This is a genomic window from Streptomyces sp. 35G-GA-8 (assembly GCF_023534745.1).
Classification (GTDB): Bacteria; Actinomycetota; Actinomycetes; order Streptomycetales; family Streptomycetaceae; genus Streptomyces.
In genome coordinates this window covers 7,249-28,443 of the sequence record NZ_JAMHJQ010000029.1, presented here as the reverse complement: position 1 = coordinate 28,443, position 21,195 = coordinate 7,249, and the positions used below count along the sequence as shown (strand labels likewise).

Here is a 21,195-nt window from a genome sequence, read left to right as displayed (position 1 = left end):
GGAGAGGCAGGGGAATGGTGGCCGGGTCACGCGCGTTCGACAGAATGCGGGTGACGCGTTCAGCGAGACCCTCCGAGATATCGAGGCAGAGGAGCCGAAGGACATGCCGGGCACTGTGACGATGTACAGCACCACGTGGTGCGGATACTGCCGTCGGCTCAAGGGCCAGATGGACCGTGAGGGCATCGCGTACACCGAGATCAACATCGAGCAGGACCCGGAGTCGGCGGCCTTCGTCGAGAAGGCGAACGGCGGCAACCAGACGGTGCCGACCGTGCTGTTCCCCGACGGCTCCACGCTGACGAACCCCTCGCTGGCGCAGGTCAAGCAGAAGGTCGGCGTCTGATCGGCATCTGAGGACACGGCCCATGCACGACACGAGCCCCCGCCGGACCACTGTCCGCGGGGGCTCAGTCGTTGCCGGGGGCACTGTCGTTGCCGACCGGCAGTACGAGCAGGGCTCACCGGCAGTACGGGCGGGCGGGTGCTCAGGGCTGACGCTGCGGCTTCGGCAGTGGCCTCGGCAGAGGCTTGCCGTACCAGAGCTCCACCAGGCGCGCGGCGATCGAGATGCCGGCCGGGGGAAGGATCTCGCCCGTCTCGATCGCGGTCCGCAGGTCCTCCCGGGAGAACCAGCGGGCCTCCTCGATCTCCTCGCCGTCCACCGTGATGTCGGACGATGTGGCGCGGGCCATGAAGCCCAGCATCAGGCTCGACGGGAACGGCCATGGCTGGCTGGCGATGTACTCGACCTCGCCGACGGTGATACCCGCCTCCTCGAAGACCTCGCGGGCCACCGACGTCTCGATCGACTCGCCGGGCTCCACGAAACCCGCCAGCGTGGAGAAGCGGCCCTCGGGCCAGTGGACCTGGCGGCCCAGCAGCGCGCGGTCGTCCTCGTCGGTGACGAGCATGATCACCGCGGGGTCCGTACGGGGGTAGTGCTCGGCGCCGCAGGCCGGGCAGCGCCGGATATGGCCGGCCGCCGCGATCATGGTGCGCTCGCCGCAACGGGAGCAGAAGCGGTGCAGCCGCTGCCAGTTCTCCAGCGCCACCGCGTGCACCATCAGGCCCGCGTCGCGCGGGGAGAGCAGCATCCCGGCCTCGCGCAGCCCGGCGGGCCGCGCCGACTGGTCCATCCGTCCCGGGAGCGAGTCCTTCTGGAGCGCGAAGTAGCGGACGCCCTCCTGGTCCGTACCGAGGAAGTAGCGGTGGGTCTCGGTCAGGGGCGCCTCGAAGGACGGGGTCATGACCAGTTCGGTACGTCCGTCAGGGGTGTCGTCGATCAGCACCTGGCCGCCCGACACCACGAAGACACGGGTCGTGGGATGGCTCCAGGCAGCCGCCAGCCAGGCCTCGTCGAGACGGTGGTGCGCCGCGCGGTCGATACCGCTGGGGGCGGTGAGGCCAATGGGTCGGTGTGCGGTGGCGTCACTGCTGATGGTGCTCACAGGTACTTCCAACTCCCCCGGATGGATTGGGTTTCTGATCAGCGGAGTGTGCGGCGGGCCTAGGTCGTGCGGCGGGACTCCCGCCTGGGGGCGCCCAGCTCGGTCCAGAGGTGGGCGGTGGTCTCCACACCTTTGAGAAGCAGGTCGAGTTCCACCTTCTCGTTCGGCGCGTGCCAGCCGTCGGACGGTACGGAGATGCCCAGGAAGAGCACCGGGGCACCGAGCACGTCCTGGAGGTCGGCGGCCGGTCCTGAACCGCCCTCCCTGGTGAACCGGATCTTCCGGTCGAAGGCGCGGCCCATGGCCCGGACGAGCGACTGGAGGGCGGGGTGGTCCAGCGGGGTCAGACAGGGACGCGTGGCCGCGCCGAAGCTGATCTTGTGCCGGATGCCGGCCGGGATCCTGGCCTCGGCCCAGTCGCGTACGGAGCGTTCGATACGGTCCGGGTCCTGGCCCGCGACCAGCCGGAACGAGAGCTTCAGTTGGGCGGAGGACGGAATGATCGTCTTGCCGCCGGGGCCCTGATAGCCCCCGCCGATGCCGTTGACCTCGGCGGTCGGGCGGGCCCAGACCCGTTCCAGGGTGGAGTAGCCCGTCTCGCCGAGAGTGCCGTGCGACTTCGCCGTACGCAGCCACTCCTCCTCGTCGAACGGCAGCTCCGCGATCAGGGCGCGCTCGGCCTCGGTGAGCTCGGCCACACCGTCGTAGAAGCCGGGGACCGTGACGCGCTCGTGCTCGTCGTGCAGGGCGGCGACGAGGCGAGCGGCGACGGTGGCCGGGTTCGGGACGGCTCCGCCGAAGGAACCGGAGTGGATGTCCTGATCGGGGCCGTACAGCTCGATCTCGCAGTCGGCGAGTCCGCGCATACCGGTGCAGACGGTCGGGGTGTCCTCCGACCACATGCCCGTGTCCGAGACGATCACGACATCGGCGGCGAGGCGGCCGGCCCGCTCCTCGGCCAGCGCCCGGAAGTGCGGGGAGCCCGACTCCTCCTCGCCCTCGACGAGGAGCTTGAGGTGGACGGCGGGTGTGGCGCGGCCGGTGGCGGCGAGATGCGCGCGTACGCCGAGAGTGTGGAAGAGAACCTGTCCCTTGTCGTCGGCGGCGCCCCGCGCGTACATCCGGCCGTCCCGTACGACCGGCTCGAAGGGGTCGGTGTGCCAGCCGTCCTCGCGGGCGGCGGGCTGGACGTCGTGGTGGCCGTAGACCAGCACGGTCGGGGCGTCGGGATCCTCGGAGGGCCACTCCGCGAAAACCGCGGGGGCGCCCGGGGTGTCCCAGATCTCGGTGACCGGAAACCCGGTCTCCTTGAGCTTCGCGGCGAGCCAGTCGGCACTGCGCCGCACGTCAGCGTCGTGGTCGGGGTGGGCGGATACGGAGGGGATGCGCAGCCAGTCGGCGAGGTCGGCGAGGAAGGCGGCGCGGTGGGTCTGGATGTACGTACGGACGACGCTGTCCGGGGTGTCGCTCATGATGTCGAGCCTAACGGGCTCAGAGCGCGGTCCCGTCTGCCGGTTGTGAGGATCGCTCTTCCGTGGGTGTGTCCCGGGTCTCGCGCATACCTTCCGGGGCGGTCCCCTCCGGGCCGTCCCCGTCGTCCGGGCCGTCCGGGCTGTCCGGGCCGTCCGGGGCCTCGGTGAGAAGCCGCTCCAGCTCCGGGCGGCCGGGGAGGCGTTCGGGGCGGACGACCTCCCCTGTCCTGACATGGAGGAAGGTCGCCGTGACGGCGGCCGGCGGGAGGCCGTGCCGCTCGGCCCAGGCCAGCCGGTAGATGGCGAGCTGGAGGGGGTCCGCGGTCCCGGCGCGACCGGTCTTCCAGTCGACGATCTCGTAGGAGAAGGTCTCCGCGCCGGTCTCGGGGTCGGTCCCGGCCTCGCGGTAGACGGCGTCGATACGGCCCCGGATCACCCGGCCGGCGAGGGTGAGCTGGAACGATGCCTCCACGCGATACGGCGTGCGCCGGGCGTACGGCGTGAGCTCGAACGCTTCCTTGAGCGCGGCCAGATCGCGTTCGTCCGCGATCTCCGGCTCGTCGTCCTCGCCACCGGGCAGCTCGTCGGGGCCGAGCATCGGGAGCGGCAGCTCCTCGAAGCGCGACTCCACCCAGGCGTGGAAGCGCGTGCCCCTGCGGGCGGCGCGCCGCGGCCGGCGCGGCATGGGCCGCGCCAGCTCATGGGCGAAGCCGTCGGGGTCGGCGGCGAGCCGCAGCAGCTGGGAGGCGGAGAGCGACGGCGGTACGGGGACATCGCGGACGGTGGTGCGTGCACGGCGCAGCTCACCGGCGAGGGCGTCGAGATCGCGGTCCCAGGAGGCGAGGGTGCGGATCTCTTCCGGGGAGAGGCGGAGGCGGTCGGGGGAAGTCCCCTCGGCCCGCCGGGGGCCGGGGACGGCGGCGGGAGCGGTCGTCCAGGCGTCCCAGTCGGACAGATCCCCGTCCGCGTCCGGCGGATCGCCGTCGAACGGCTCGGCGGGATCCGCGACGTACCTCCCGGGAACGTACGGCTCCGGATCATCCGGCGCTGGGTCGTCCGGCGCTGGGTCGTCCGGCGCTGGATCATCCGGCGCTGGAACGTACAGCTCCGGATCGTCGGGCTCGTCGACCGGGTCGGCCGGCCCGTCTCCGTCGCTCCCCAGCTCCTCCAGATACGCCAGCACCGTGTCCGCCGCCGCGCGCCGGCGGGTCAGGGACGGCCCGTCCAACGGAAGCGGCCAGGCGTGGGAGACCCCCTCCGTCCACAGGGCGGGGTTGTCCTCCGACTCCTCCGGTTCGTCCGCCCACACCTCGATCTCGCCGAAACCCGCCACGCAGTGGTCGTACAGCGCGTGCAGGAAATCGGACGGACCCCTCGGGCGCTTCTGCGTGGGCCCCCACCAGTGGCCCGAGCCGAGCAGCAGCGAGCGCGGGCGGGTGAAGGTGACATAACCGAGGCGCAGTTCTTCGGTGTGCTGATGCGCCTTCATGGCCTCCTTGAAGGACTTGAGCCCCTTCGCGTCCCAGGACGTGATCTCCGGCAGGGTCGGCGCGTCGCCGCGCAGCGCGTGCGGAAGGACCTTCGGCTGGGACGTCCATGCCTCGCGCGCCTTGGTGTTGGGGAACTGCCCGGCGACCAGCCCCGGCACGGCGACGACGTCCCACTCCAGGCCCTTGGACTTGTGGGCGGTGAGGACCTTCACCGTGTTCTCGCCGCCGGGCAGCGCGTTGTCCAGGCCCTTCTCGTACTGCGCTGCCGTGCGCAGGAACCCCAGGAAGGCCAGCAGCCCGGCCTCGCCGTCCAGCGCGGCGAACGACGCGGCGATGTCGAGGAAGTTGCCCAGCGTCTCCCGGCGGCGGGCGGCCAGCGCGTGCGGCGAGGCGGAGAGCTCGACCTCCAGTCCGGTCGTGGCCAGGACCCGGTGCAGGACATCCATCAGGGGGTCCGCGAGCGACCGGCGCAGCTCGCGCAGTTCGGTGGCGAGCCGTGCGAACCGGACCCTGGCGGCGGCCGAGAAGGGCAGTCCGTCCTCCGGGGCGCCCGCCGACTCCAGGAAGGTGTCCAGGGCGTCGGCGAGCGAGATCACCTCGGCGGGGTCGGTGCCCTCGACCGCCGCGGCCAGCCGCGCGTCGGGATCGTCGTCCCCGTCGGGGCCCGTACCCCGGTGGACCAGCAGCCGGGCCCGGCGGCCGAGCAGCGCCAGATCGCGCGGGCCGATGCGCCAGCGAGGTCCGGTCAGCAGCCGTACGAGGGAGGCGTTGGCGCCGGGGTCCTGAAGGACCTCGCACATCGCCACGAGGTCGGCCACCTCGGGAAGATGGAGCAGCCCGGAGAGGCCGACGACCTCGACGGGCACATCGCGGGCCACCAGGGCGCCCTGGATCACCGGGAAGTCCCCGGCCGTACGGCACAGCACGGCGATCTCCGCGGGCTCCTTGCCCGTACGCACCAGATGGGCGATCGAGTCCGCGAGCCAGTCGATCTCCTCCGCGTGCGTACGCAGCAGCGCGCAGCGCACCCCGCCGTCGCGCTCGGCGCCGGGCGCGGGCCGCAGCGCCTCCACGCCCTCGTGCATCGCGCGCAGCGGTGCCGCGAGGCCGTTGGCGAGGTCCAGGAGCCGGCCGCCGCTGCGGCGGTTCTCACTGAGGGAGAAGCGGGCGGCCGGGCGGCCGTCGGCGCCCGGGAAGTGCGCGGGGAAGTCGTCCAGATTGGCGACGGAGGCGCCGCGCCAGCCGTAGATCGCCTGACAGGGGTCGCCGACGGCGGTGACCGCGTGTCCCGTGCCGCCGCCGAAGAGCCCGGAGAGCAGGAGCCGCTGCGCGACCGACGTGTCCTGGTACTCATCGAGCAGGACGACCCGGAACTCGTCCCGGAGGAGGGCGCCGACCTCGGGTCTGGTGGTGGCGAGTCGGGCGGAGAGGGCGATCTGGTCGCCGAAGTCGAGGAGGTCGCGGGCGCTCTTGGCGGCGCGGTAGCGCCCGACCAGTTCAAGCAGTTCGGCGCGGGCGACGGCGGTCTCGGGGACCTTGCGCAGCTCGGCGTTGCTGAGCCGCACGCCCTCCAGGGTGCGCAGCAGGTCGGTGTCGTACGCGCCGAGCCTGGCGGGCCCGACCAGATGCTCGGCCAACTCGGCGTCGAGCGCGAGCAGATCGCTGACCAGCGCGGGAAGTGTCTTGGTCAGGGCGGGATACGGTCCCGGCGCGTCCCGCAGCACTCGCGCGGCGAGCTGGAAGCGGGTGGCGTCCGCGAGCAGCCGGGCGGTGGGCTCCAGACCGATCCGCAGGCCGTGGTCGGTGAGCAGCCGGCCCGCGAAGGCGTGGTACGTGGAGATGCTGGGCTCGCCGGGAGGGTGCTCGGGGTCGATGGCGTCGGGGTCGGTGACCCCGGCCCGTACGAGCGCCTTGCGCACCCGCTCGGCCAGCTCACCGGCCGCCTTGTTGGTGAACGTCAGCCCGAGGACCTGCTCGGGGGCGACCTGTCCGCTGCCCACCAGCCACACCACCCGGGCGGCCATCACCGTCGTCTTCCCGGAACCGGCTCCGGCCACGATGACCTGCGGGGCGGGCGGCGCGGTGATGCAGGCCGTCTGCTCCGGGGTGAAGGGGATCCCGAGAAGCTCCTTGAGCTGCTCGGGATCGGTGAGATGTACGGACACCTCAGGGAGGCTATCCGGCACCACTGACAGTGGGGCGGGGTGGCCTCGCGGGCGCGGCCTCGGGTGACGCGGCCGACCTCATTCCACGACCTGTTGGCCCTCCGGCTGCGCGCTGCACGACGCGCGGAACGCGCAGTGGCCGCAGTGCTGGCCGGTCGTGGGGGTGAAGCGTTCGTCGAGTACGCGGCCGGCCGCCGTCGTCAGGAGTTCACCCACCCACTCCCCCGCCAGTGGCTCCTGCGCCTGGATCCTGGGAAGTTCCTCGCCGCCCTCCTTCTTCGGCGCGGCCTGGCGCAGTTGTACGAGCTCCGCGCCGCCCGGCTCCGGGCGGCGGCCGTCGAAGATCTCGTCCAGCGCGCCTTCGCGCACCGCCAGCTGGTAGACGGCGAGCTGGGGGTGGTGGGCGACCTCGTCCTTGGTCGGGGCCTGCTTCCCGGTCTTGAAGTCGACGACATAGGCGCGGCCTTCCGCGTCCTTCTCGACCCGGTCCATGGAGCCCCGGATACGCACCTCGTACGCGCCCGCTTCGAGGGTGACGTCGAATCCGTGCTCCGTGGTGGCGGGCGTGCGGCCTCGGTCCATGACATGCCAGCGCAGAAAGCGTTCGAGCGCGACCCTCGCCTGCGCCTTCTCCTGCTGGGACTTCCAGGGTGCGTCGAAGGCGAGCGCGTCCCATACGGAGTCCAGCCGCTCCATCAGGACGTCGAGATCGGCGGGGGTACGGCCGGACGCCACCTCGTCGGCCAGGACATGGACGACGTTGCCGAAGCCCTGCGCGGCGGTGGCGGGCGCGTCCGCCTTCACCTCGCGTCCCAGGAACCACTGGAGCGCGCAGGTGTTCGCCAGTTGGTCGAGGGCGCTGCCGGAGAGCGTGACGGGCTGGTCACGGTCGCGCAGCGGGACCGTGCTGTGGGTCGGCTCGTACAGGCCCCACCAGCGGTGCGGATGCGCGGCCGGGACGAGCGCCTGGTCGTCCTCGTCACCGAGCGCCGCGAGCCGGGCGAGCCGGCGGGCCGCGGCGTCACGGAGCGCCGGGGACGCCTCCGGGTCGACCGTGGTGGCCCGCAGTTCGGCGACGAGCGCGGCGACGGCGAGCGGGCGGCGGGGGCGGCCGGTGATGTCCCGGGGCTCCACACCGAGTTCGGTGAGGAAGCGGGAGGGCTGGTCGCCGTCGTCGGCCGGTGCCTTGACGGCGGTCACGACCAGCCGGTCGCGGGCGCGGGTCGCCGCCACGTAGAACAGCCTGCGCTCCTCCGTGAGGAGCGCGCCGGGGGAAAGGGGCTCGGCCAGTCCGTCGCGGCCGATCCTGTCCGCCTCCAGGAGGGAGCCGCGCCGCCGCAGATCGGGCCAGAGCCCCTCCTGCACACCGGCGACGACGACAAGGCGCCATTCGAGCCCCTTCGAGCGGTGCGCCGTCATCAGCCGTACCGCATCGGGGCGTACGGCCCTGCGGCTGAGCGTGTCGGCGGCGATGTCCTGGGCGTCGAGCTCTTCCAGGAAGTTCAGCGCGCCCCGGCCGCCGGTGCGCTCCTCCGCGCGCGCGGCGGCGTCGAAGAGGGCGCACACGGCGTCGAGATCGCGGTCGGCGTTACGGCCGCCCGCGCCGCCGCGCAGCGCGGAGCGTTCGAGCCGGCCCGGCCAGGGCGTACCGTCCCACAGCTCCCACAGGGCCTCCTCGGCGGTGCCGCCGCCTTCGAGCAGCTCACGCGCCTTGCGCAGCAGCGCGCCGAGCCGCTGCGCGCCACGGGCGTACGCGGGGTCGTGCGCCACCAGCCGCTCGGGCTCGGCGAGCGCCCGCGCGAGCAGCGCGTCCGACGCGGCGGGCAGCCGGTTGCCGCCGGCCCGCTCCTCGTCGCGCAACGCCCGCCCGAGCCGACGCAGATCGGCGGCGTCCATCCCGCCGAGGGGAGAGGTGAGGAGGGTGAGAGCCGTCTCGACATCGAGCCAGGAGGTGACGGAAACGAAGGAAGCAGGGGCCTCGCCCGTCTCGGCCGTCGCGGCCACCTCGGCCGTCTCGGCCACCTCGGCCGCTTCGACCACCCGAGCCCCGCCGTCGGCGTCAGCGTCGGCCTCGGCGCCCGTCTGTGCGTCGGGCACGGTCGTCCCCGCGGCCACCGCCCCCGTACCCCCGCCCTCCGCGTCCCGCGGCGGACGGCGGATCGCCGCCTCCGCCACCGCGCGCAGCGCCGTCAGCAGCGGGGCCACCGCCGGTTCATGGCGAAGGGGAAGATCGTCGCCGTCGATCTCCAGGGGAACGCCCGCCGAGGTCAGGGCCCGCCGGATCGACGGGATCGTACGGCCACCCGCGCGCACCAGCACCGCCATGTCGCGCCACGGAACGCCATCCTCCAGATGCGCGCGGCGCAGGATGTCCGCGATGTTGTCCAGTTCCGTCGACGGCGTCGGGAAGGTGTACGTCTCGACCGTGCCGCCCTCGCGCACCGCCGTCGGCTCGCGATGGACCCGTACCTTCTCCGCGGGCAGCCGGGGAAGCGGCATACGGCGGGTCAGCAGCCGGGTCGCCGCCAGCAGTCGAGCGCCGGAGCGCCGGGAGGTGGTCAGGACCCGCACCGGCGCCGGCCGGCCGTCCCGCCGGGGAAAGGCGTACGGGAAGTCGAGGATGCCGTTCACATCGGCGCCCCGGAACGTGTAGATCGACTGGTCCGGATCGCCGAAGGCGACCAGCGCCCGCCCCCCGCCCGCCAGCGCGCGCAACAGCCGGACCTGCGCCGGGTCGGTGTCCTGGTACTCGTCGACGAACACCGCGTCGTACCGCTCCGTCAGCCGTGCCCCGACCTCCGGGCGGGCCGCCAGCAGTACCGCCCGGTGGACCAGCTCCGCGTAGTCGAGCACCCCCTGCATATCCAGGTTGTCCAGATATTCGGCGAGGAAGGCCGCCGCGGCCGACCAGTCGGGACGGCCGGTGCGCCGCGCGAAGACGGCCAGCGCGTCGGGGCCGAGGCCCAGTTCCCTGCTGCGGGCGAGCACGGCCCGTACCTCGTCGGCGAAGCCGCGCGTGGTCAGACACGCCCGCAGCTCGTCCGGCCACCGGACGCGTCCGCGCCCCGCGCGCTCCAGGTCGAGCTGGCCCGCGAGGAGATCGCGTACGGCGACGTCCTGCTCGGGACCGGAGAGCAGCCGCAGAGGCTCGGTGAAGAGCTCGGCCTCCTGATGGGCGCGGATCAGGGCGTAGCAGAAGGAGTGGAAGGTGGTCGCCTGCGGGCCGCGCCCGTCTCCGAGCCTGACCGCCATCCGGTCGCGCAGTTCCACGGCGGCCTTGCGGCTGAAGGTCAGCACCAGGATCCGTTCGGGGTCGACGCCCCTGCCTACTCGCGCGGCGACCGACTCCACGAGCGTCGTGGTCTTGCCCGTACCGGGACCGGCCAGCACAAGCAACGGTCCGGTCTCGTGGTCAACCACCCCGCGCTGCGCTGCGTCCAGCCAAGGAGGGTCCACCGGGACCGGCGGTGTACGCACCAGTCGGTACGCGCCCGGAGTCCGCTGCCGTACCCGACGGTGCGGGGTACGCCCGGTGGAAGAGGAGGAGCTCACGTGGTTCGCCGGTCCTGGAGAAGGTGCTGGTGGTGATGGTGCCGGGGGCGCTGACAGGGGCCCGTGCCCCGGCCGGGGCGCGGGTGGCGCGTGCCGGTGACGCTACGCCGTCGGGCGACCGGGACGCATGCGCTCCGCTCCGTCGTCCTCACCGGCGGCCGCGGGGGCGGCGGTCCGCCCTTCGGGCGCCCGAAGGGCGGAAGCTGTCATATGTGAGCCCCCTCGCCGGTGTCCGCGCCGTCCCATCGCGCCCGCTTCATGTCCAGGCGCGGCACATGCCCCTCCGCGCTCCGCGCGGCCTCGCGCAGGGGCGTGCCCTCCTCGCGGTAGTGGTCCAGCGCGCTCAGTTCGTGTCCTGGCAGCAGCACGCCGTCGGACCTGACCACGCGCCACCACGGCACGGCGCCTCCGTAGAGCGCCATGGCGCGGCCGACCTGGCGCGGCCCGCCCTCGCCGAGCCACTCCGCGACATCGCCGTAGGTCATGACCCGGCCGGGCGGGATCAGCTCGGCCACGTCCAGCACGCGCTCCGCGTAGTCGGGCAGCCGCGCCGCCTCACCCTCCGCGTCCGCGCCCTCGCCGGCGATCGCGCCCGCGATCGCGTCCGCGCTCACTTCGGCGCTCGCGGTCACGGTCGGCTTCCGGGACTTCTCGCTCCTCATCCGGTCCATCCTGCCGCACCCCACCGACAGCGGCCCCGCCCGGCCGAGCGGCCCCGCATCGGCCGGGCATCGGAGCGCGTACGCGCGGTCACCCTATGTACGTACGCACACAAAGGGACGCATCTCGCGCGCACGCGGTCCCCGCAATGCACCCTGATGCCCCCGTCTGTCGGCGGCTCGTGCCACCATCATCCGGGCGGTGACTGGTGATACGAGATCAAGAAGAGACGGATTCGACAGAGGAGCGGGACGTGCGGCCTCCGGCGGCGACGCCCACCTCTGGCGCCGAGTCGCGCCCGGACGCGGACGGCACCGGCCTCGGTCCTGCCTCCGGGCGGGGCGGCGGCGAGGGCCTTGGACTCGACGGCGAGCCCTGCGCCACCGGCGCCACCCGTGCCGACCGGGTCTCCGGCGACGAGCCGCTGCTCTCGGCCCGTGTCCACCGCCCGTCCGATCTGCTGCGGCTGCTCATCGGCATCCTCGCCATCGCGCTCGTCCTCGGGCTCTCCGCCTTCGCCCATGGCACGACCTCCGGTCTGGAACAGGACATCAGCAAGGGCACGGGCCAGGCACCCGACCTGATGGTCAAGGTGGCCGGCCTGGTGTCGAGCATCGCCGTGCTGCTCGTCCCGGTCGCCTTCGCGATCGAGCGGCTGATCAAACGTGACGGACTGCGGATCGCGGACGGCGTGCTCGCCGCCGTCCTGGCACACGGCGTCACGCTCGCCATCGATCTCTGGGTCGCCAGAGCCGCCCCGGAGTCGATCCAGGACGCGCTGACCCGCCCCCAGGGGGCCGCCGGGCTCACCGACCCCGTCCATGGCTATCTGGCGCCCGTCATCGCGTATATGACGGCCGTCGGGATGGCACGCAGACCCCGCTGGCGGGTCGTGCTGTGGGTGGTGCTGCTCCTCGACGCCTTCGCGATGCTGGTCGCGGGCTACACCACACCGTTCTCGATCATCCTGACCGTACTGATCGGCTGGAGCGTCGCGTACGGCACGCTCTACACGGTCGGCTCGCCCAACGTACGCCCCACCGGGCAGACTCTGATGGCGGGTCTGCGCCATGTCGGCTTCCGTCCGGTCAACGCGATGCGCGCCGAGGATGTCGCCGACTCCGCCGAGCAGGGCGACCGGGGCCGCCGCTATCTGGTCTCCCTGGAGGACGGTCCGCCGCTCGATGTCACCGTCGTCGACCGCGAACAGCAGGCCCAGGGCTTCTTCTACCGGGTCTGGCGGCAGCTGACCCTGCGCTCCATCACCACCCGCCGGTCCATCCCCTCCCTGCGCCAGGCGCTCGAACAGGAAGCGCTGCTCGCGTACGCGGCCATCGCCGCCGGGGCCAACGCCCCCAAGCTGATCGCCACCTCCGAGCTGGGTCCCGACGCCGTCATGCTCGTGTACGAGCACCTGGGCGGCCGGTCGCTGGACTCGCTGCCGGACGAGGAGATCACCGACGAGCTGGTACGGGGCGCCTGGCGGCAGGTCAAGGCGCTCCAGTCGCGCCGGATCGCGCACCGCAGGCTCACCGGCGACGCGCTCCTGGTGGACCGCTCCGGCAAGGTGATCCTCACCGAGCTGCGCGGCGGCGAGATCGCCGCGGGCGATCTGGTCCTGCGGATGGACACCGCCCAGCTGCTCACGACGATGGGGCTGCGGGTCGGCGCGGAGCGCTCGGTGGCCGCGGCGGTCGAGGTCCTGGGGCCCGACGCCATCGCCGACTGTCTGCCGCTCCTCCAGCCGATCGCGCTCAGCCGCTCCACGCGCGCGACGCTGCGCAGGCTCGCCCGTGAGCGGTCGCAGCGCGAGCGCGAGGCCGTACTCCAGGCGTCCGAGGCGAACAAGCGCGCCAAGGTGGCGGAGGCCGCCGCCGTGGACGGCGACCGCAAGGCCGTACGGAGATCCCTGCGCGCGGAGAAGCAGGCGGAGAAGCGCGCCATAGACGAGGCCCTCGACGAGGCACGCGAGGAGGATCTGCTCTCCCAGATGCGCAAGCAGGTGCTGCGGATCCGACCGCAGGCGCCGGTCGAGCCGGTCCGGCTGGAGCGCATCAAGCCCCGTACGCTGCTCAGTTTCATCGCCGGGGCCGTCGCCGCGTACTTCCTGCTCACCACCATCACGCAGGTGGACTTCGGCACGGTCATCAGCCGGGCGCACTGGGGCTGGGTGGCCGCGGCCGTGGCGTTCTCGGCGCTCAGTTATGTCGCGGCGGCGATGAGCCTGCTGGGCTTCGTACCGGAACGGGTGCCCTTCCGGCGTACGGTCGTCGCGCAGGTCGCCGGCTCCTTCGTCAAGATCGTCACACCCGCCGCGGTCGGTGGCGTGGCGCTGAACACGCGCTTCCTCCAGCGCGCGGGGGTACGCCCGGGGCTCGCCGTCGCGAGTGTCGGCGCGTCGCAGCTCTTCGGGCTCGGCGCGCACATCCTGCTGCTGCTGTCCTTCGGCTATCTCACCGGTACGGAGAAGTCGACCTCGCTCACCCCGTCCAGGACGGTGATCGCGGGTCTGCTGACGGTCGCGGTGCTGGTGCTGGTCGTGACCGCGATCCCGTTCCTGCGGAAGTTCCTGGTGACGCGGCTGCGCTCGCTGTTCGCCGGGGTGGTGCCCCGCATGCTCGACGTACTCCAGCGGCCGATGAAGCTGCTCACCGGCATCGGCGGGATGCTGCTGCTGACGGGTGTGTTCGTGATGTGTCTCGACGCCTCGATCAGGGCGTTCGACAACGGCAATCAGCAGCTCAGCTACGCGAGCATCGCGGTGGTCTTCCTGGCGGGCAACGCGCTGGGCTCGGCCGCGCCGACGCCGGGCGGTGTGGGCGCGGTCGAGGGCGCGCTGACGCTGGGTCTGCTGGCCGTCGGACTGCCGAAGGAGGTCGCCGCGCCCGCCGTGCTGCTCTACCGGCTGCTGACGCTGTGGCTGCCCGTGCTGCCAGGCTGGCTGAGCTTCAGCCACCTCACACGCAAGGGAGCGTTGTAGGCCCTGTCCGGCAGGGCCCGGGACAGGCCCTGTCCGGCAGGGCCCGGGCGGAGTGCGCCTGTCCGCCGCCACCCGCATGGACCGCGGCCCCGAGCGGCCCATGCCCCCGGGGCGCACGATGGGCGCATGTCACACTCCCCCGCCGCCGCCCTGTCCGCCCTCTCCCCGCGGCGCGTCCCGGCCCTGGCCGCTGTCACCGCCGCCGCCCTGCTGGCCGCCACGGGATGCTCCGACAACAGCGGTGCCTCCGCGCCGGGCAGCTCCCACGGCGGGAACACCCGCAGTACGGACAGGCCCAAGGATCTGGCGACCCAGCGACTGACCTGGAAGGCGTGCAAGGCCCCGTCGGTCGCGGAGGGCGGCGGTACGGCGCCCTCCCCGCTGCCGGGCGGCGCCACGTGGGAGTGCTCCTTCATGAAGGCGCCGCTCGACTACGCCAAGCCGGACGGCGACACGATCGATCTGGCGCTGATCCGGGCCAAGGCCCGCGACACGAAGCAGCGCATCGGCTCGCTGATCTTCAACTTCGGTGGCCCCGGCGGCTCCGGCATCACCGGGCTGCCGTCCTTCGCCCAGGACTACGAGAAGCTGCGCGCCCGCTACGACCTGGTCAGCTTCGACCCGCGCGGGGTCGGTGACAGCGACGGCGTGAAGTGCGAGGGCGACAGACAGCTCGACGCCTACTTCGCCCAGGACGCCACCCCCGACACACCCGCCGAGGTGAAGACCTTCACCAACGGGCTCGCCACCTTCGCCGCCGCCTGCGAGAAGAACTCCGGCGAGTCGCTTCCGTATGTCGGCACCACGAACGCCGCCCGCGACATGGAGCTGATGCGCCAGGTCCTCGGCGACAGCAAGCTCCACTACTTCGGCATCTCGTACGGCACCGAACTGGGCGGTGTCTATGCCCATCTCTATCCGAAGTCCGTCGGCCGGGCGGTCTTCGACGCCGTCGTCGACCCGACCCAGAACTCCGAACAGGGCTCGCTCGGCCAGGCGAAGGGCTTCCAGCTCGCGCTCAACAACTTCGAGAAGGACTGCATCGCGCGCGGCGACGCCTGCGTACTGCCCGGCTCCACCCCGAAGGAGATCGAGGGGTTCATCACCAAGCTGCTCGCCCGGCTCGACAAGCGGCCGATCGCGGGCATCGGCGACCGCAAGCTGACCCAGACACAGGCCACCAACGGGATCGCCCAGGCGCTCTACTCGAAGGACTTCTGGCCGTATCTGGAACAGGGGCTCGACGAGGCCGACGGCGGCAACGGCGCTCTGCTGCTCGCGCTCTCCGACTCGATGAACGGCCGTGACCAGTACGGCAGATACAGCAATCTCCAGGCCGCCAACGTGGCCATCAACTGCGCCGACTCCAAGGAGCGCTACACGGTGGCGCAGACCGAGGCGAGGCTCCCGGAGTTCCGCAAGGCGTCGCCGGTCTTCGGGGAGTACCTGGGCTGGGGAATGATGAGCTGCACCAAGTGGCCGGTGCCGGGGCAGTGGTCCACCCCCGATGTCAGCGCGAAGGGCTCGGCCCCGATCCTGATCGTCGGCAACACCGGTGACCCGGCGACCCCGTACGCGGGCGCCAGGGCGATGGCCAACGCGCTGGGCGAGGGGGTCGGCACCGAGATCACGTACCACGGTCAGGGGCACGGGTCGTACGACAGCGGCAACCCCTGCGTCCAGGGGGCGGTGAACGGCTATCTGCTGAACGGAAAGGTACCGCCCGCGGGTACGGTCTGCCGCTGAGCCGACCTCGGTTGTCCTCGCCCGCCGGACCGGATTGAATGACGCCATGTCTCGCCGTACTCGGATATGCGCCCTGCTCACGGTGTCATTCCTGCTGACCGTCACCGGCTGCGGGGGTGGTACGGAAGACCCTCCGCCCGACGCCAAGGCGGCCGCTTCCACATCGGCCCCGGCCGGCGCCGAGGGCACCGCGCCGGAGCCCGCCTCCCTGCCGCGACTGCCCGCATCGCTCACCGGACAGAAGCTCGACTGGAAGCGCTGCGAGGCGCCGACGAAGGCGTGGGGCAGCGCGGCGAAGGCCCCCGGCGACGGCTGGAAGTGCGCCACGATGCTGGCGCCGCTCGACTACCGCGCGCCGGACGGCGAGACCATCGGGATCGCCCTGATCCGCTCCGAGGCCGAGGACAGGGCAAGCCGGATCGGCTCGCTCCTGTTCAACTTCGGTGGCCCCGGCGGCTCGGGGGTGGCCGCGCTCCCCGCCTTCGCCGACTCGTTCACCGCGCTCAGGACCCGGTACGACCTCGTCGGCTTCGACCCGCGCGGGGTCGCGGAGAGCTCCGGTGTGGTGTGCCGTAACGACCGGCAGACGGAGAAGGCCCTCCGTATCGACACGACCCCCGACACCCCGGCCGAGGAGAGGACCTACCTCACCGACTCCGCGGCCTTCGGCGCGGACTGCGCGCGCGAATCGGGGAAGCTGCTGCCTCATGTCGGCACCACCAACGCGGCCCGTGACATGGAGCTGATGCGCCAGGTCCTCGGCGACGACACGCTCAACTATCTGGGCTTCTCGTACGGCACCGAACTGGGCGGCGTCTACGCCCACTTGTTCCCGGCGAAGGTCGGACGGTTCACCCTGGACGCGGTCGTCGATCCGACGGCCGACTATGTGGCGCACTCGCGCAACCAGGCGCTCGGCTTCCAGCGCGCCCTGGAGAACTACTACAAGAGCCGGGGCGTCAGCGCGCAGGCGGGCACCGCACGGATCGTGCGGCTGCTCGACCGGCTCGACGGCGAGCCCCTGCCGACCGATACGGGGCGCAGGCTCACCGAGAACCTCGCGCTCACCGGCATCATCAGCCCGCTGTACAGCGAGGACAGCTGGCCGGATCTGACCGACGCGCTGGACGCGGCCGAGGGCGGTGACGGCAGCGCGCTGCTGCGGCTGGCCGACTCGTACAACGACCGCGACGCACAGGGCCACTACGGCACGGCGCAGCACTCGCAGCGCGCCATCTCCTGTGCGGACGCCAAGGGACGCGTCACCGCGGCGGAGGTCAAGTCCGGGTTGCTGGCGGACTTCCGGAAGGTGTCACCGGTCTTCGGCCCGTATCTGGCCTGGGATCTGGCCGGCTGGTGTGCCGACTGGCCGGTGGCCGGCGAACACGAGACACCGGAGGTGGCGGCGCCCGGCGCGGCACCGATCCTGGTCATCGGCGGCAAGGGGGATCCGGCGACGCCGTACGAGGGCGCGCGGCGGATGGTGGAGGAGCTGGGCGACGGGGTCGGGGTCCTGATCACCTTCGAGGGCGAGGGCCATGGCGCGTACACCACGGGCAATCGCTGTATCACCGGCGCGGTGGACGACTACTTCCTGCACGGCACGGTCCCGGCCGCCGGGAAGAGCTGTTCGTAGCGGGTCCGCGCATGACGAAGGGGCCGGCCCACGCGCGTGGGCCGGCCCCTTCGTTCCACCGATGTCGTTCCACCGATGTCGGCTCAGTAGATCGGCTTCTCCGGCTCGATCTGGTTGACCCAGCCGATGACTCCGCCGCCGACATGCACCGCGTCCGAGAAGCCCGCCGACTTCAGCACCGCGAGGACTTCCGCACTGCGGACACCCGTCTTGCAGTGCAGGACGATCTTCTTGTCCTGCGGCAGGGTCGCCAGGGCGGTCCCCATCAGGAACTCGTTCTTCGGGATCAGCTTGGCGCCGGGGATCGAGACGATCTCGTACTCGTTCGGCTCGCGCACATCGATGATCTCGATGTTCTCCTTCTCGTCGATCCACTCCTTGAGCTGCTTGGGAGTGATCGTCGAGCCGGCCGCCGCCTCCTGGGCCTCCTCGGACACGACGCCGCAGAAGGCCTCGTAGTCGATGAGTTCGGTGACGGTGGGGTTCTCGCCGCAGACGGCGCAGTCGGGGTCCTTGCGGACCTTGACCTGGCGGTACTGCATCTCCAGGGCGTCATAGATCATCAGCCGGCCGACCAGCGGCTCGCCGACGCCCGCGAGCACCTTGATCGCTTCGGTGACCTGGATGGACCCGATGGAGGCGCAGAGCACACCCAGTACGCCGCCCTCGGCGCAGGAGGGCACCATGCCCGGGGGCGGCGGCTCCGGGTAGAGGCAGCGGTAGCAGGGGCCGTGCTCGGACCAGAACACGCTGGCCTGACCGTCGAAGCGGTAGATCGAACCCCAGACGTACGGCTTGTTCAGCAGCACGCAGGCGTCATTGACCAGATAGCGGGTGGCGAAGTTGTCCGTGCCGTCCACGATCAGGTCGTACTGCGAGAAGATCTCCATCACGTTCTCGGCCTCAAGCCGCTCTTCGTGAAGGATCACGTTCACATAGGGGTTGATGCCGAGAACGGAGTCACGCGCGGACGCGGCCTTGGACCGGCCGATGTCGGCCTGGCTGTGGATGATCTGACGCTGCAGGTTCGACTCGTCGACCTCGTCGAACTCCACGATGCCGAGGGTGCCGACACCGGCCGCGGCCAGGTACATCAGAGCCGGGGAGCCGAGGCCACCGGCACCCACACACAGCACCTTCGCGTTCTTCAGCCGCTTCTGCCCGTCCATCCCGACGTCCGGGATGATCAGATGACGGGAGTACCTGCGGACCTCGTCGACGGTGAGCTCGGCAGCGGGCTCGACCAGGGGTGGCAGCGACACAGGGACCTCAACAGGGGGTTGGTCGGTCAATCAGTACGGTTGTTCTGGCTGTAACACTGCCACGGCCCTTCTCATTCCGAGACACCCGGTCCGACTCGCGAGACGATTTCGTCCCAGAAGCCGGGCAGTGTCTCGAATGACCCGTTGCGGGCGCTCCGGTCGACGTCATCAGCCCTGTCGGTGCGGCCAGCCCTGTCGGTGCGGCCAGCCCAGTCGGTGCGGTCGGTGCGGTCGGTGCGGTCGGTGCGGTCGGTGCGGTCGGTGAAGAAGATCGTGCCCGCCCCCTGCCAGCGGGCGATCCGTATCGCCTCCTCCAGATGGCCGCGCGGCACCCCATGGACGAGATGGGCGAAGCGCTCCGGCGGGTGCTCCGCCGTCCACTCCGGCGCCTGCGACCAGCGGTAGTCCGCCCACGCCCCGGTGAAGGTCACCAGCTGATCGGCGACCTCCGCGTATCCGGGGTACGGATGGACCCCGTGCCCCAGGACGAGGAACCCGCCGTCCAGCACCGCGCCGAGGGCCGCCGCCAGCCGCCGTGTCGCGGGCAGCTCGGCGGGGCCGACCGGGCACCGGTCGAGAAAGAAGCCGTCGACGCGGTACCAGTCGAAGAACCGCCGCGCCTCGGAGACCAGCTCCCCGGCGGAGCGGGTGCCGTACGCCAGGTCGAGATGGCCGAGCACCCTGGATCCCGCGTTGGTGAGCCGGCCCGCCGCCGCCAGACAGTGCGGATCGGGGCAGTCGCCGGGCCCGTCCGCGACATTGAGGACGGCCCAGTGCAGCGGAGTTCCGGGGCGGGTCAGCTCGGCCCACTCGACAGGCGCGAGCAGTGGATGCGCGTACCCGGGAACGCCGATGCCGAGCCGCCCCTCCTCGGTGGCGGAGAGCCGGCCGCCGGTTCTGGTCAGATGCGGCACGCCGCCTCCATCCAGATATCGGCGAGTGACTCCTCCAGATTGATCCGGGGCCGCCAGCCGAGCCGGTCACGGGCGGTCCGTACGTCGGCCTGCTGCCAGCTGCCGCAGCCGTCGGGGTACGGGAAGGGGGCCGCGCCCAGGTGTTCGGGCGCCGCCTCGCCCCGGGGTGCGCCGATGGTGGCGTGGCCGGCCCGCATCGGCCCCGGGGGATGGTCCAGTTCGTGCAGGGCGCCCGCGTACCCGGCGACCCGCGCCAGTACGGCGGCGGCGTCCCGCAGTCGCACCGCGCGCCCGGTGCCGATATTGACGACGCCCTGGGCGGCGGAGAGCGAGGCGGCGTGCACGGCGCGCGCCACGTCGCGTACGTCGACGAAGTCGCGCTGTACGCCGAGGCCGCCGAGCTTCAGCTCGCCGTCGCCGGACTGCATGGCGCGGCGCATCGCCTCGGCGAGCCGGCCGAGCGGCGAGCCCGCGGGGGTGCCGGGGCCCACGGGCGAGAACACCCGCAGCACGATCGCGTCGAGTCCGGACCCCAGCACCAGCTCGGAGGCGGCGAGCTTGCTCACGCCGTACGGGCCGCCGGGGCGCGGTACGGCGTCCTCGGCGGTCGACGAGCCGTGCTGGGACGGGCCGTACTCGGAGGCGCAGCCGAGCTGGACGAGCCGCGCGCCGCAGCGGCTGCGGCGCAGGGCCTCGCAGACCGTGGCGACGGCGACCGTGTTGTGCCGGGTCAGCTCGCGCGCGCCGCCGCGGGTGGCGCCGGCGCAGTTGATGATGACCCCGGGATGGACGGCGTCCAGGAAGCGGGTGAGGGCTCCCGGGGAGCCGCCCGCGAGATCGAACCGTACGTCGGCGTCGTCGCCCCGGCCGAGCGCGGTGAGGTGGACGGCGGGGTCGGCGAGCAGCCGGTCGGCCACGAAGCGGCCGAGGAAACCGTTGGCACCGAGCAGCAGGACCCTCATCGCGCGGCCCCTCTGTGCCGACAGGCCGGTACGGGGGCCGGTACTGCGGCCCGTGCTGCGGATTGGGGAGTCATCTCTGGCTTCTCCTTCACGAGGTGGTGCTGAGGCACGAGGTGGTGCTGAGGCTCAGATGCGCCGACGCCCGGGAGAGGGCGACGGTGGCGTGGGCGAGGAGTCCGAGCGCGGCGGCGGCGCAGGCGAGGGCGGGCACGGCTGCCGCGCCCCATGTCTCGGCCACCGCGCGTACGGGAACGGCGAGGACGTCACGGCCGGGCGGGCCGGACAGGCCGGACCGGTCAGACGGGCCCGCCGGGTCGGACCTGCCTGCCTCAGGGGCGCCCAGGCCGGACATTCGGTCAGACATCGCGCTCCCCCGCTCCGGCGTACGCCCCCGGGGAGACCGCGCTGGCGCACACCGGCGCAATGCCCACGCCCCCCGGCTCGCCCGCCCATGGCGCGCGGCCACTCACAGGGCAGCACCCGTGCGACCTTGCGCCGTCCCCCGTGACCAGCGGCGCCGCTCCGAAGAAGCGTTTGGCCAGCGGCCCGCGCGGCGCGGTGGAGCCGCCGACCGCGGCGCGGCGGAGATCGGGCACGGGCGTGGCGTGCGCACTCCGGCGTGCGCCGGGGGTACGGCAGGACGCCACCGGCGGCCGGACGGCGGCTCGCCCCCCGGCTCGCTCCCCGGCGAGGTCGCCGAGGCCGCGGCCCCCCGCCGCGAACCGGCCGCGGTCGCACCGGAGCCCGGACCCATCCGGCGCATACGGATAGCCACTGTCCGTAAGCAGTCCGACCCGCACGCGGGCACCCCCGATCTCCCTTGTGGGCGGCCGCCGTTGATCCGGCGACTCGCAGCGGGACGACCGTAAGCGGATAAGCCGGTGGTGCGACGGACGGTTGTCCGT

13 protein-coding genes are annotated in these 21,195 nt (G+C 72.4%); 4 read left to right on the top strand and 9 right to left on the bottom strand.

The window, feature by feature from the left end; translation table 11 throughout:
• The first annotated feature begins 103 nt into the window (after positions 1-103).
• Positions 104-346: a mycoredoxin gene (locus M1203_RS37125; RefSeq protein WP_249954276.1), complete on the top strand. Its 243-nt coding sequence runs from the start codon at positions 104-106 to the stop codon at positions 344-346.
• 142 nt (positions 347-488) lie between these two features.
• Here the strand turns inward: M1203_RS37125 and nudC are convergent, their stop codons facing one another.
• The 5 genes from nudC to M1203_RS37100 form a co-directional block, all read right to left on the bottom strand.
• Entirely contained in the window at positions 489-1,451 is a 963-nt protein-coding gene (gene nudC, locus M1203_RS37120) for an NAD(+) diphosphatase (protein WP_249954275.1), read from the bottom strand.
• 59 nt (positions 1,452-1,510) lie between these two features.
• Positions 1,511-2,923: a dipeptidase gene (locus tag M1203_RS37115; RefSeq protein WP_249954274.1), complete on the bottom strand. Its 1,413-nt coding sequence runs from the start codon at positions 2,921-2,923 to the stop codon at positions 1,511-1,513.
• 19 nt (positions 2,924-2,942) lie between these two features.
• Positions 2,943-6,578 (bottom strand): ATP-dependent DNA helicase, encoded by a 3,636-nt coding sequence (locus M1203_RS37110; RefSeq protein ID WP_249954273.1) that lies wholly within the window; start codon positions 6,576-6,578, stop codon positions 2,943-2,945.
• A gap of 78 nt (positions 6,579-6,656) precedes the next feature.
• Positions 6,657-10,130, bottom strand: a complete 3,474-nt coding sequence (locus tag M1203_RS37105) for an ATP-dependent DNA helicase (RefSeq protein WP_249954272.1) — start codon at positions 10,128-10,130, stop codon at positions 6,657-6,659.
• A 206-nt stretch (positions 10,131-10,336) separates the two neighbouring features.
• Positions 10,337-10,792 carry an MGMT family protein gene (locus tag M1203_RS37100; protein WP_283959455.1) on the bottom strand — a complete coding sequence of 152 codons (456 nt, stop codon included), beginning with the start codon at positions 10,790-10,792 and terminating at the stop codon, positions 10,337-10,339.
• A 251-nt stretch (positions 10,793-11,043) separates the two neighbouring features.
• On the opposite strand from M1203_RS37100, the gene M1203_RS37095 reads away from it, so the two are divergent.
• From M1203_RS37095 to M1203_RS37085, 3 genes are all read left to right on the top strand, one after another.
• Positions 11,044-13,770: a lysylphosphatidylglycerol synthase domain-containing protein gene (locus M1203_RS37095; RefSeq protein ID WP_249954270.1), complete on the top strand. Its 2,727-nt coding sequence runs from the start codon at positions 11,044-11,046 to the stop codon at positions 13,768-13,770.
• A gap of 126 nt (positions 13,771-13,896) precedes the next feature.
• Entirely contained in the window at positions 13,897-15,516 is a 1,620-nt protein-coding gene (locus tag M1203_RS37090) for an alpha/beta hydrolase (protein ID WP_249954269.1), read from the top strand.
• A 46-nt stretch (positions 15,517-15,562) separates the two neighbouring features.
• The gene (locus M1203_RS37085; RefSeq protein WP_249954268.1) at positions 15,563-17,152 is read left to right on the top strand and encodes an alpha/beta hydrolase; all 1,590 of its coding nucleotides are present in this window, start codon (positions 15,563-15,565) and stop codon (positions 17,150-17,152) included.
• Positions 17,153-17,235: 83 nt separating this feature from the next.
• Here the strand turns inward: M1203_RS37085 and moeZ are convergent, their stop codons facing one another.
• From moeZ to M1203_RS37065, 4 genes are all read right to left on the bottom strand, one after another.
• Positions 17,236-18,414 carry an adenylyltransferase/sulfurtransferase MoeZ gene (moeZ, locus tag M1203_RS37080; protein WP_249954267.1) on the bottom strand — a complete coding sequence of 393 codons (1,179 nt, stop codon included), beginning with the start codon at positions 18,412-18,414 and terminating at the stop codon, positions 17,236-17,238.
• Between the two features lie 71 nt (positions 18,415-18,485).
• On the bottom strand, positions 18,486-19,328 hold the full coding sequence (locus tag M1203_RS37075) for a spherulation-specific family 4 protein (RefSeq protein ID WP_249954266.1): 843 nt from the start codon (positions 19,326-19,328) through the stop codon (positions 18,486-18,488).
• Complete coding sequence (locus M1203_RS37070; protein WP_249954265.1) at positions 19,316-20,290, bottom strand: NAD(P)-dependent oxidoreductase; 975 nt, start codon at positions 20,288-20,290, stop codon at positions 19,316-19,318. Before M1203_RS37070 ends, M1203_RS37075 begins: the two co-directional genes overlap by 13 nt.
• Before the next feature lie 88 nt (positions 20,291-20,378).
• On the bottom strand, positions 20,379-20,654 hold the full coding sequence (locus M1203_RS37065) for a hypothetical protein (RefSeq protein ID WP_249954286.1): 276 nt from the start codon (positions 20,652-20,654) through the stop codon (positions 20,379-20,381).
• Between the last annotated feature and the right edge of the window lie 541 nt (positions 20,655-21,195).